The organism is Halomonas sp. LES1 (assembly GCF_031846005.1).
In the GTDB taxonomy this organism is placed as follows: domain Bacteria; phylum Pseudomonadota; class Gammaproteobacteria; order Pseudomonadales; family Halomonadaceae; genus Halomonas.
In genome coordinates this window covers 633749-645722 of the sequence record NZ_JAVRGC010000002.1, presented here as the reverse complement: position 1 = coordinate 645722, position 11974 = coordinate 633749, and the positions used below count along the sequence as shown (strand labels likewise).

General features: G+C 66.0%; 12 protein-coding genes. 8 read left to right on the top strand and 4 right to left on the bottom strand.

The features are described 5' to 3' along the window. Window position 1 precedes the first annotated feature (1 nt). Together RM463_RS07190 and rarD are read left to right on the top strand one after the other, a co-directional pair. Window positions 2-601 carry an OmpW family outer membrane protein gene (locus RM463_RS07190; protein ID WP_311429560.1) on the top strand — a complete coding sequence of 200 codons (600 nt, stop codon included), beginning with the start codon at window positions 2-4 and terminating at the stop codon, window positions 599-601. Window positions 602-819: 218 nt separating this feature from the next. Further along, entirely contained in the window at window positions 820-1743 is a 924-nt protein-coding gene (rarD, locus tag RM463_RS07185; RefSeq protein WP_311429559.1) for an EamA family transporter RarD, read from the top strand. A 158-nt stretch (window positions 1744-1901) separates the two neighbouring features. On the opposite strand, the gene RM463_RS07180 is transcribed toward rarD, so the two are convergent. Next, a complete protein-coding gene (locus RM463_RS07180) occupies window positions 1902-3176 on the bottom strand; it encodes an aminotransferase class I/II-fold pyridoxal phosphate-dependent enzyme (RefSeq protein WP_311429558.1) in 1275 nt (424 codons plus the stop codon). 134 nt (window positions 3177-3310) lie between these two features. On the opposite strand from RM463_RS07180, the gene RM463_RS07175 reads away from it, so the two are divergent. The 3 genes from RM463_RS07175 (at window position 3311) to RM463_RS07165 (ending at window position 6348) form a co-directional block, all read left to right on the top strand. After that, window positions 3311-5050 (top strand): sulfate permease, encoded by a 1740-nt coding sequence (locus tag RM463_RS07175; protein ID WP_311429557.1) that lies wholly within the window; start codon window positions 3311-3313, stop codon window positions 5048-5050. Between the two features lie 69 nt (window positions 5051-5119). Then, entirely contained in the window at window positions 5120-5806 is a 687-nt protein-coding gene (gene csiR, locus RM463_RS07170; RefSeq protein ID WP_311429556.1) for a DNA-binding transcriptional regulator CsiR, read from the top strand. Window positions 5807-6132: 326 nt separating this feature from the next. Next, a complete protein-coding gene (locus RM463_RS07165) occupies window positions 6133-6348 on the top strand; it encodes a ribbon-helix-helix protein, CopG family (protein ID WP_195686926.1) in 216 nt (71 codons plus the stop codon). Window positions 6349-6355: 7 nt separating this feature from the next. On the opposite strand, the gene RM463_RS07160 is transcribed toward RM463_RS07165, so the two are convergent. Genes RM463_RS07160 through RM463_RS07150 form a run of 3 tightly spaced genes read right to left on the bottom strand, consistent with a single transcriptional unit; the run spans window position 6356 to window position 8816 of the window. Then, window positions 6356-7300 carry a biotin-dependent carboxyltransferase family protein gene (locus RM463_RS07160; protein ID WP_311429555.1) on the bottom strand — a complete coding sequence of 315 codons (945 nt, stop codon included), beginning with the start codon at window positions 7298-7300 and terminating at the stop codon, window positions 6356-6358. After that, window positions 7297-8058 (bottom strand): allophanate hydrolase subunit 1, encoded by a 762-nt coding sequence (locus tag RM463_RS07155; protein ID WP_311429554.1) that lies wholly within the window; start codon window positions 8056-8058, stop codon window positions 7297-7299. Before RM463_RS07155 ends, RM463_RS07160 begins: the two co-directional genes overlap by 4 nt. Then, window positions 8055-8816 carry a 5-oxoprolinase subunit PxpA gene (locus RM463_RS07150; protein WP_311429553.1) on the bottom strand — a complete coding sequence of 254 codons (762 nt, stop codon included), beginning with the start codon at window positions 8814-8816 and terminating at the stop codon, window positions 8055-8057. Before RM463_RS07150 ends, RM463_RS07155 begins: the two co-directional genes overlap by 4 nt. Before the next feature lie 221 nt (window positions 8817-9037). On the opposite strand from RM463_RS07150, the gene RM463_RS07145 reads away from it, so the two are divergent. The 3 genes from RM463_RS07145 (at window position 9038) to RM463_RS07135 (ending at window position 11969) form a co-directional block, all read left to right on the top strand. After that, window positions 9038-10042, top strand: a complete 1005-nt coding sequence (locus RM463_RS07145) for a TRAP transporter substrate-binding protein (RefSeq protein ID WP_311429552.1) — start codon at window positions 9038-9040, stop codon at window positions 10040-10042. 65 nt (window positions 10043-10107) lie between these two features. Then, a complete protein-coding gene (locus RM463_RS07140; RefSeq protein WP_311429551.1) occupies window positions 10108-10659 on the top strand; it encodes a TRAP transporter small permease in 552 nt (183 codons plus the stop codon). Between the two features lie 14 nt (window positions 10660-10673). Next, on the top strand, window positions 10674-11969 hold the full coding sequence (locus tag RM463_RS07135; RefSeq protein WP_311429550.1) for a TRAP transporter large permease subunit: 1296 nt from the start codon (window positions 10674-10676) through the stop codon (window positions 11967-11969). Window positions 11970-11974: the final 5 nt, after the last annotated feature.

Genomic DNA, 11974 nt, shown 5'->3' with positions numbered 1-11974 from the left:
CATGCGCAAGACCACAATGACGCTCGCAGTCGCCGCTTCTACCGTTTTTGCCAGCCAGGCGGCCATGGCTTACCAGGCGGGCGATGTTTATGTCCGCGGCAGCTTCGAGAAGGCCGAGGTCACCACCGACAATATCTCCGACGAGAATGCCTTTTATCTCTCGGGCGGCTACCTGTTCCACGACAAGATGGGTGTCGAGCTGGGCGTGGGCGAGAGCGTCGAGCACGACTTCTTCGGCCTGGCGGGCAATGACCTGGGCACCATGGAGCGCATGCCGGTCAACCTGCTGGTCAACTACTACCCGCTGGGCGGCATCGAGGAGGCTCGCGTACAACCGTTCGTCGGCCTGGGGGTCAACTACACCCGTTACTCCAGCATTGACGAAGCCGCTCCGTACGATATCGATATCGATGATGACTACGGCGTGGTGGGCCAGGTGGGTGTTGACCTGACGCTGACCAGCAACCTGAGCGCCACCGGTTACGCCCGCTGGGCCGATGTAGATGCCGAGATCGACTGGGATACCGGTGCTAATAGCGGCAGCGGCACCACCAAGCTGGACCCAGTTACTATCGGCGCTGGCCTGACCTACCGCTTCTAACGCTCGCGCGTCACTTCGCAACTAGCGCTGATCGATAGTTGGCCGGGCTCCATTCCGGGGGCCCGGCTTTTTGCCGTCAGTTTGGCCCTCAGTCGCACCAGATACTCCCATCCTAGGTTCGACACGCCACCCTCATTCGGCACGCCTTCAGGTGAGCCCATGGTACAGCGCTCAATAGCCTGCTAAGTTTAACCCACCGCTATCCTCTGAGACCCCACATGCTCGACACTCCCTCCACACCCGCCAATCGCGAGGCCCGCCGGGGCGTCATGTTCGGCCTGGCCGCCTACAGCATGTGGGGCTGCTTCCCGCTGTTCTTCGCCCTGTTCGAGGGAGTGCCCGCCTATGAGATCCTGATCCACCGGGTGCTGTGGTTCTGCCTGTTTCTGGTTGGCCTGGTAACGCTGCTCGGGCGCTGGGCGCCGGTCCGCAAGGCGCTCGGCCAACCACGGCGGCTGGGGCGAGTGCTGGGCTGTGCCCTGCTGATCGGGCTCAACTGGGGACTCTATATCTACGCGGTGGAGACCCGCCAGGTGCTGCAGGCCAGTCTCGGCTACTTCATGACGCCGCTGGTCAACGTGGCGCTGGGCATGCTGGTACTGCGCGAGACCATGCACCGGCCGCAGGCGGTGGCCGTGGCCATGGCCACAGTCGCGATTCTGACCCAGCTGATCATGCTGGGTGAACTGCCCTGGATCAGCCTGGCCCTGGCCTTCTCCTTCGGCACCTATGGGCTGCTGCGCAAGCAGGTGCCCCTGGATGGCCTCTCGGGGCTGTTCGTGGAGACCCTGCTGCTGCTGCCCCTGGGGCTGATCGCCCTGGGCTGGCTGACCCAGGCCGAACTCTCCCACTTCCTGGAGGGTAGCCGGGTCACACTGCTACTGGTCGCCAGCGGGGTGATCACCGCCCTGCCACTGCTCGCCTTCGCCGGGGCCGCCAGGCGGCTGCGCCTGGCCACCCTGGGCTTTCTGATGTATATCAACCCCACCATCCAGTTCCTGATCGCCCTGCTGGTGTTCGGCGAGCCGCTGAGCGGCGTGCAGCTGGCCACCTTCGTGATGATCTGGATGGGACTCGCCCTCTACACCTGGTCGGCATGGCAAAGCCGGCCGCGGGAGGCCCCGCAGCCGGCGAGGCAATAGCTCCCTCCAGGGGCGCTGGGGATAAGCCGAAGAGGAGGTCCTACGCCAGGGAAGGCGTCGGTAGCGTACAGGGAAGTATTCACAGCGCCTCCTCGTCGGTCCGGCGTCCCGGGGCTTGTCGCCAGATCAGCCCCGGGAGACAGGGCTAACTGTCCAGGCTAGGCCTGGCTGGCCGTCAGGGCCTGGTCGAGGTCGGCAATGATGTCGTCGATATGCTCGATGCCGATGGAGAGGCGCACCATGTCCGCGGTTACCCCCGCCTTGGCGAGCTCCTCGTCGTTGAGCTGGCGATGGGTGGTCGCCGCCGGGATCGAGGAACAGGTCTTGGCGTCGCCGATATTGACCAGACGCAGCATCAGGTTCAGCGCATCATAGAAGCGCGCCCCGGCTTCGCGGCCGCCCTTGATGCCGAAGCTGAGGATGCCGGAGGCATGGCCATCCATGTACTTCCTGGCCAGGGCGTGATCCTTGTGGTTCTCGAGACCGGCATACTGCACCCAGGTCACGGCATCGTGGCCCTGCAGATACTCGGCCACGCGCTGGGCGTTGGCACAGATACGCTCGATACGCAGGCCCAGGGTCTCGAGGCCTTGCAGCAGCTGCCAGGCGGCCTGGGCGGAGAGCGCCGCCCCCATGTTACGCAGAGGCACCACGCGGACACGGCCGATAAAGGCCGCCTCGCCCAGATCGCGGGTATAGCAGATCCCATGGTAGGAAGCATCCGGCTCGTTGAGCAGCGGGAAGCGCTCGGCGTTCTCCGCCCAGGGAAACTTGCCGGAGTCCACGATCACCCCACCCACGGTGGTGCCGTGCCCGCCGATATACTTGGTGGCCGAGTGGATCACGATATCGGCGCCGTGCTCGATGGGGCGCCACAGGAAGGGGGTGGCCACGGTGTTGTCGACGATCACCGGCACGCCGTGGCGGTGCGCCACCTCGGCCAGGGCCTCCATATCCACCACGCCACCGGAGGGGTTGCCGACGCTCTCGCAGAACACCGCCTTGGTGCGCGCATCGGTCAGCCCTTCGAGGCCGGCCAGGTCATCCTTGTCGGCGAAACGCACCTCGATGCCTTGACGCGGCAGGGTATGGGCGAAGAGGTTGTAGGTACCGCCGTAGAGCTCGCTGATGGAGACGATATTGTCCCCCGCCTCGGCAATGGTCTGGATGGCAGCGGTGACCGCGGCCATGCCGGACGCCATCGCCAGGCCGGCGATGCCGCCCTCCAGGGCCGCCACGCGCTGCTCGAGCACGCCGTAGGTGGGGTTCATGATCCGCGAGTAGATATTGCCCTCGACCTTGAGGTCGAAGAGGTCGGCGGCATGCTGGGCGCTGTCGAAGGCGAACGAGGTGGTCTGGTGGATCGGCACCGCCACCGCGTGCTGGTCGTCGGGGGTGTAGGCGTGGTGAAGGGCAATGGTCTCGCGTTGCATATCATGTCCTTGGGTGTGGTGATGGGTGTGGCAATTAAGGTAAAACGTGTTTATCCGATGCTATCCAACTCTGATCGAGACCACTAATATCGTTTAGGATAGGGGCTTATTCCAATTGCCCGGCCAAGGAGAACATGCTCAAGCGCTATCTACCCGTCCTGAGCTGGCTGCCCCACTATAACCGACGCCTGCTGGGTGCCGACCTGCTGGCCGGCGTGATCGTCACCGCCATGGTGATCCCCCAGTCGCTGGCCTATGCGCTGCTCGCCGGGCTACCTGCGGTGGTAGGCCTCTACGCCAGCCTGCTGCCGGCGGTGCTCTACGCCCTGCTGGGCACCAGCCGTACCCTGGCGGTCGGCCCGGTGGCGATCATCGCGCTGATGACCGGTGCGGCTCTCTCCAATGTCGCCACGCCGGGCAGCGTCGCCTATCTCCAGGCGGCCCTGGTGCTGTCGCTGCTCTCTGGGGCGATGCTTGTCGCGATGGGCCTGCTGCGCCTGGGGTTCTTCGCCAACTTTCTGAGTCACCCGGTGATCGCCGGCTTCCTCGCCTCCTCGGCGGTGCTGATCGCCATCAGCCAGGCGGCCCACTTGGCCGGTATCTCGGCCAGTGGCTACACCGCCCTGACGCTGCTGGCGAGCCTCGCCGATCATCTTCACCGGCTGCACTGGCCGACACTTGCCATCGGCCTGGGCACCCTGCTCTTCCTGGTCGCCAGCCGTCGCTATAGCCGGCCGCTGCTGATCAAGCTGGGACTCGCCGCCCCCACCGCCGGCCTGCTGGCACGCAGCGGGCCGGTGCTGGCCGTTCTCGCCACTACCTTGCTGAGCTGGCAACTGGGACTCGACGAACGCGGCGTCGCCGTTGTCGGCGCCATTCCCGGCGGGTTGCCAGCGCTGACGCTGCCGGAGCTGGATCTCGGCCTGTGGCGCGCCCTGCTGATGCCGGCCCTGCTGATCAGCGTGGTGGGCTTCGTCGAATCCATCTCCATGGCCCAGATGCTCGCCGCCAAGCGTCGTCAGCGCATCTCGCCCAATCAGGAGCTGGTGGGGCTGGGTGGCGCCAACCTGGCCGCCGCCTTCACCGCCGGCATGCCGGTCACCGGGGGCCTCTCGCGCACCGTGATCAACGACGAGGCGGGGGCCAGGACCCCCCTTGCCGGCCTCTTCGCGGCGCTGGGCATCGGCCTGGTCACGCTGCTGTTCACCCCGCTGCTATACCACCTGCCCATCGCCACCCTCGCCGCCACCATCACCGTGGCCATTCTCACCCTGGTCGATATTCCGCTGATCCGGCAGACCTGGCGCTATTCGCGCAGCGACTTCTCCGCCATGGCCGCCACCATCCTGCTGACCCTGACGGAGGGGGTCGAGGCGGGCATCATCAGCGGCGTATTGCTCTCCATCGGCCTGTTCCTCTATCGCACCAGTCGCCCCCACAGCGCGGTGGTCGGGCGCATTCCGGGGACCGAGCACTTCCGCAGCACCCAGCGCCATGAGGTCGAGACCCTCGGCCATGTGGCGTTTCTGCGCATCGACGAAAGCCTCTACTTCGCCAATGCTCGGTATCTCGAGGATACGGTCATGCAGATCGTGGCTCGTTATCCGGGTCTTGAGCATGTGGTGCTGATCTGCTCGGCGGTCAACCTGATCGATGCCTCGGCGCTGGAGAGCCTGGAGGCCATCAATGAGCGACTCAATGAGGCGGGGGTCACGCTGCATCTGGCCGAGGTGAAGGGGCCGGTCATGGACCGCCTGAAGCGCAGCGACTTCCTCGATGACCTGACCGGCCGGGTCTTTCTAAGCACCTTTGCCGCCTGGCAGGCGTTCAGGCCCAGCCCGAGCGAAACGGCCCATGGCGAGGCGATGGAGTAGGCCAGCGGCCATTATCGAGCGTGGCGATATTCGGTTATCATGTCAGCACATCGGAAAAATGACGACAACATGGATAGCAAAACACGTGAAAACCTCGGCGTCAGCGCCTACCACCGCCTGAAGATCGACATCATCCGCAATGTCTACAAGCCCGGTGAAAAGCTGCTGATGAGCCGTCTGAAGGAGCGCTATGACCTGGGCGTCGGTCCGCTGCGCGAGGCACTCTCCCAGCTGGTGGCGGAACGCCTGGTGGTGGCCATCAGCCAGCGCGGCTTCCGGGTGGCGCCGATGTCGCTGGCCGAGCTCAACGATATCTATGACGCCAGGGCCCAGATCGAGGGGTTGCTGCTAAGGCTCTCCATCGAGCGCGGCGATGACAGCTGGGAAGCCGACATCCTGGCCCGCGCCCATACCCTCTCCAAGGTGGTGAAGGTCAACTCCTCGGAGGAGCTGCTCGAGGTCTGGGATACCCGCCACCAGGCCTTTCATAGCGCGATCGTCAGCGGCTGTCGCTCCCCCCATCTGCTGCAGATTCGCGACAGCCTGTTCGACCAGGTGGAGCGCTATCGCCACCTCTGGCTTCGGGAGACGGTGCTCTCCGAGGAGGCCCTGGCGCGCAAGCATCAGGAGCATACCGAACTCGTCGAGGTCATCCTGGCGCGGGACATCGAACGCGCCACCAGGATGATGCGCGACCATCTGATGACCCCGGTGCCGATCATCACCGAAGCGATGCGTCAGCAGGGGCTGGCCTAGACCCTCTCCGCAGCGTGTTAGGCAGGCCAGTTGTCGCCAGGGCTATCGCAGATGGCAGTACCGCTCAAGGCTATTCCGGCGACAGGCCTTCGAGGGGGCGCTACAAGTACGTCCTTGTAGGCTACCTCGGCCATCCCTGGTCCTCGGACCCCCTCTCCGACCTGTCCCCGGCGCCTTTCGCTATCACCTTGTCGGTAACTACGATAACCCTGCAGAGTCGTTCCGATGCCTTTCTCCAGAAAATCTGTCATGGTAGGGACATACAGGCCTGCCAGGATGGCCATTGTCGTATGACGCGGCAAGCCTCTTACCATGGAGAACGTGACATGCCCCATCATCTGCTGCGGTTTTCGCGTGAACTGGATCGACGCCTCGACGCTCTCGCCCAGACCACCGGCCTGAGCAAGGCCGAACTCATCGAGCGCTGCCTCGAGGGCGGTGTCGCCGCCCTCGAGGCCGAGCTGATGGTGGAGGGAGCGGAGGCGGCGAGAGCCGGCACCAGCATCGACCAGTTGCTGCGCGAGAGTGGCCTGGGGGCCTAGGCTCGCCTTACACCTCGAACAGGCGTCGGAAGCGGCGATAGTCGCCCAGCGCTCGCTCGCCGGTGGTGGCGACCAGACGCACCTCCTGCCCCGGCAGGCACTGCGCCAGGCGAGACGCCGCCAGCGGCGTCAGCGCACCCAGCCGGGGATAACCGCCGATGGTCTGGCGGTCATTGAGCAACGCGATGGGCTGGCCGTCCGGCGGCACCTGCACGGCCCCGAGCCCGATCCCCTCCGAGATCAATGAGCCGATGCGGCAGCTCAGCCGGGGCCCGGTCAGGCGCACCCCCATGCGATCGGCGCGATCGTCCACCCGCCAGGGGCGGTTGAAGGCGGCATAGAGGCTGGCGCCGGTGAAGTCCGCCACCTGGGCACCCGGCAGCAGCGCCAGGCTCGCCGGCCCGGTGTAGTCCGGCTGCTCGAGCACTGGCGCAGCCTCTCTGCCGACCCGCTCCCCTGCCCCCGGCGTCACCGCCAGGCGATCCCCCGCGGTGAGCTTGGCGCCATGGCCGTCGAAGCCGCCCAACCCCTCGCGCACCACACAGCTGACGCTGCCCAACACTGGCTCGGCACGAAAGCCGCCGGCCACCGCCAGATAGGCCCGCAGACCATTGCGTGGCGTGCCGAAGGCCAGGGTCTGGCCCTCCTTGATCGGCACCGATTGCCAGAGCGCCAGGGGCTCCCCGTCCAGGGTGGCGGCCAGGTCGGCCCCGGCCACCGCGATGGTCAGATCGCGCTCGGCCACCAGGGCCAGCCCCCCGAAGGTGACCTCCAGGGCCGGTGTGCCCCAGGCGTTGCCCGCCAGGCGATTGGCCCAGGCCCAGCCGTGGAGGTCCGCCGGCCCGCCCTGGGTCACTCCCAGACGCCGCACGCCGAACCGACCGGCATCCTGTAGCAGCGCCAGGGGCCCCGCACGCTCGACGCGAAGCCCGATAACGGTATATTTATTCATATACCCGCCTCCACCGGCCGCGTCTCCATGGGCGTCGCATCACCGCCATGGCGCTCGAAGGTCGCCCGGTCCACCGGGACGAACCGCACCCGATCGCCGACCCGCAGCAGGCTGAAGCCCTCCCGATCGCGATCGAACAGCCGTGCCGTGGTTCTGCCCAGCAGGTTCCAGCCCCCCGGCGACACCGCGGGGTAGGCGGCGGTCTGGCGGCCGGTGATCGCGACGCTGTTGAGCGGCACCCGCTGGCGCGGGGTATCCAACCGCGGCACTTCCAGGCGCCGGTCGAGCAGGCCCATAAAGGCGAAACCCGGGGCGAAGCCCAGCGCGAAGACGCGATACGCCTGGCCCGCATGGCAGTCGATCACCTCCTCCAGGCTCATGTCGGCATGCCGTGTCACCCGCTCCAGGTCCGGGCCCACGCTGGGATCATACCAGGTGAGCAGCTCATGCTCCTCGCCGGCCGCTCCTTCCTGCTCGGGGGCAGGGCCGGCGCCCAGGTCGGCGAGCAGCTCGGCCAGCCGTCTACGCGCCGCCTCGGGGGAGAGGCGAAGCGGGTCGAACACCACCAGCAGCGTGGTATAGGAGGGCACCAGATCGACGAGGGCCTCACCGAAGGCGGTCTCGCAGCGCCGTGCCAGGGCACCCAACCAGGCCAGGTTGGCCTCGTCGATGGTCGAGAAGAGCCGCACCAGCCAGCCATCGAGGCCGGCGGACTCGATCCGCGGCGTAGGCAGCCCTGAATTCGGCGCCTGACTCATGCCCCGGCTCCCAGGCGGTTGAGCGCCTCGCGGATCGCCTTCACCGCGGCGATGGACTCGGGGTTGTCGCCATGCACACAGAGCGTGTCTGCGGTCAGGGTCAATTCGCTGCCGTCGCTTGCCACCAGGGGCTCACCGCTGGCGATGCGCACGGCCTGGTCGACGATCACCTCGGGGTCGTGATGGACGGCACCTGGCTCCCGGCGCGATACCAGCCGCCCCGCGCCGTCGTAGGCGCGGTCGGCGAAGGCCTCGAACCACAGGTTGACCCCGTGCTGGCGGGCCAGGTCGGCGGCCGTCGAGGTGTCGCGGGTCGCCATGGTCAGCAGGGGCAGCGAGGAGTCGAAGGCCAGGATCGCCCGCATCACAGCGCTCATGATCTCCTGGTCTCGGGCCATATCGTTGTAGAGGGCGCCGTGGGGTTTCACATAGCTGACCTCGAGGCCCTCCGCGCGACACACCCCCGCCAGGGCCCCCAGTTGATAGAGCACCAGGTTCTCGATCTCCTGGGCCGAACAGGCCAGTGAACGGCGACCGAAGCCCACCAGGTCGGGATAGGCCGGGTGCGCCCCGACCCGCACGCCATGCCGCGCCGCCAGGCGCACGGTCTGGCGAATCACATCGGGATCCGAGGCGTGAAAGCCGCAGGCCACGTTGGCAAGGTCCACATGGGGCATCACCTCCTGGTCCATTCCCATGACCCAGGGGCCGAAGCTCTCCCCCATATCGGCATTGAGCAGCAAGAGGCGTGACGTCATGCGAGTCTCCCGATCTGAAATTTGATAAGAATTTACCAACGTTTTGTTGTCAAAACATCGTCTATTAGTCTAGGTATCGTTGACGTAGCCAACTCCTCACGCCTAACCTCGCACCCTTTCAGCGACTACACTCACAGCGTAGCCGCTGACATGGATTCCCTGTCCGGAAAAAAACGCGGCAGAAAAAACACTCCAAAAAAACACATCACGAGGAACTCTCGATGACTGTTAGCCACTCCCGACTTCCCTACCTGGCGACCGCCGCTGCTCTCGGGGTCAGCCTGACCGCGATGCCCGGCACCTCCCAGGCCGCCACCGAGTGGGACATGCCCACGCCCTACGGTGATCGCACCTTCCATACCGTCAATATTCGTGAGTTCACCGAGGACGTGCGCGAGGCGACCGATGGCGAGCTGGATATCACCGTCCACTCCAACGGCTCGCTGATCGGCCATGCCGAGATCAAGAACTCGGTGCGTCGAGGCATCGTGCCCATGGGCGAGGTGATCATGTCGCGCCTGGCCAACGAGAATCCCATCTTCGAGGTGGACTCCGTACCCTATCTGGCCGCCAGCTACGAGGAGGCCTGGACGCTGTGGGAGGCCTCTCGCGAGATCATCGCCGAGGAGCTGCAGAAGCAGGGCCTGCGCCTGCTCTTCACCGTGCCGTGGCCGCCTCAGGGCATCTACACCAACCAGGCCATCGAGAGCGGCGACGATCTCAGGAACCTCAGCATGCGCGCCTACAACACCGCCAGTGAGCGTATCGCCCAGCTGGTCGGTGCCGTGCCCACCCAGGTGGAAGTGCCGGATATCCCCACCGCCTTCAGCACCGGCCGCGTCGAGGCGATGATCACCTCGCCCGCCACCGGCGCCGACACCAAGGCCTGGGACTACCTCAACCACTTCAACCACGCCCAGCTGTGGTTGCCGAAGAACATGATCATCGTCAGCGAGAAGGCCTTCTCGCGCCTTCCCGAGGCGAACCAGCAGGCCCTGCTCGAGGCCGCCGCCGAGGCCGAGACCCGTGGCTGGGAGATGAGCCGCAAGGAGACCGATGACGCCATCGCCGTGCTCGAGGAGAACGGCATCACCGTCACCGAGCCCAGCGAGGCACTGGCCGAAACGCTCAAGGAGGTCGGCGACACCATGACCGAGGAGTGGGTCGAGCGTGCCGGTGAGCAGGGTCAGATGATCCTCGATGCCTACCGGAGTGCCCGGGAGTAATCCCGAATCGACCGCCCCGGCCACAAGGGCCGGGGCGCGCCTGGACCCTTCGCGGAACCGCGCCCATGACCTATCGACTGCGACCCCTCTACAACCTCGGCGGCTATCTCGCGGCCGCCTGCCTGACGCTGATCTGCCTGTTGATCAGCGCCCAGATCGTCGGCCGCCTGATCGACCGACTCGCCACCGCCATCGGTGGCGAGCGCATCGGCCTGGCGATCCCCGCTCTCTCCGATATCTCCGGCTTCCTGCTGGTCGGCGCCAGCTTCCTGGGGCTGGCCTACACCTTCGTGCATGGCGGCCATATTCGCGTCACCCTGCTGATCGGCCGCCTGGCGCCGGCGCTGCGTGCCTGGGTGGAGGTGTTCTGTCTGGGGGTGGCCTTGACGCTATGCCTCTATCTGGCCTGGAACCTCTACTGGCTGCTCGCCGACAGCATCGCCTTCAACGAGACCTCCTATGGGCTGGTGCCCATCCCCCTGTGGATTCCCCAGTCCGCCATGATCACGGGGGTGATCCTGTTCTGCCTGGTGTTGGTCGAGACGCTGCTGCAGACCCTGTGCATCGCCATTCGCCGCCCCCATACCTTCACCATCGATGACAGCGGCCAGGAATAGGTCCGGAGATTCCCATGCTATTGATGATGCTTGTCCTCTTCGGGGCCCTGCTGCTGCTGCTCGGCAGCGGCGTCTGGGTCGCCTTTTCGCTGATGGCCCTCGGCTGGCTGGGGCTCTCCCAGTTCACCTCGATTCCCACCGGCGATGTGATGGCCTCGGATATCTGGGGCTCCAGCTACAGCTGGGAGCTGACCGCCCTGCCGATGTTTATCTGGATGGGCGAGATCCTGTTTCGCTCGCGCCTGGCCGATGACATGTTCAGCGGGCTCTCGCCCTGGATGCAGCGCATCCCCGGCCGCCTGCTGCATACCAATGTGGTGGGATCGGGGCTCTTCGCGGCCGTCTCCGGCTCCTCGGCGGCCACCTGTGCCACCATGGGCAAGATGACCATCCCGGAGCTGACGAAGCGCGGCTACGACGAGAGTGTCGTGATCGGCACCCTGGCGGGTTCCGCCACCCTGGGGCTGCTGATTCCCCCCTCGATCATCCTGATCGTCTACGGCGTGGCCACCGACCAGTCCATCTCACGCCTTTTCATGGCGGGAATCCTGCCGGGCCTGATGCTGATCTCGCTGTTCGCCCTCTATCTGATGCTCTGGGCGTGGCGCTATCCGGACCGGGTGCCCCCCGGGGAGGAGCGCCTGCCGCTGGTCGAGAAGCTGCGCCGTGCACGGCGGCTGATTCCGCTGCTGGGGCTGATCGTCGGCGTGATCGGCTCGATCTACGCCGGCCTCGCCTCTCCCACCGAGGCCGCGGCGGTGGGCGTGGTCCTCTCGCTGCTGCTGGCGCGCTTTCAAGGCACCATGACTCGCCGCGTCTTCAGCGACGCCCTGCTGGGTGCCGTTCGCACCTCGACCATGATCGCCTTCATTCTGGCCGGCGCCTCCTTCCTGACCGCCGCCATGGGCTTCACCGGGCTGCCCCGGGATCTCGCCGCCTGGATCGGTACCCTGGAGCTGTCGCCCTGGATGCTGCTGGCGGCCCTGACGCTGCTGTTTATCCTGCTGGGCTGCTTCCTCGATGGCATCTCGGTGGTGGTATTGACCACCTCCATCATGCTGCCCATGGTGGAGGCGGCGGGAATCGATCTGATCTGGTTCGGCATCTTCCTGGTGATCGTGGTGGAGATGTCCCAGATCACACCGCCCGTGGGCTTCAACCTGTTCGTGCTCCAGGGCATGACCGGCCGCAACATCCTCTCCATCGCCTGGGCCGCCCTGCCCTTCTTCTTCCTGATGCTGCTGGGGGTGGTACTGATCTCGCTCTTCCCCGAGATCGTCACCTATCTGCCCACCGCCATGAACAAGTAGGCATT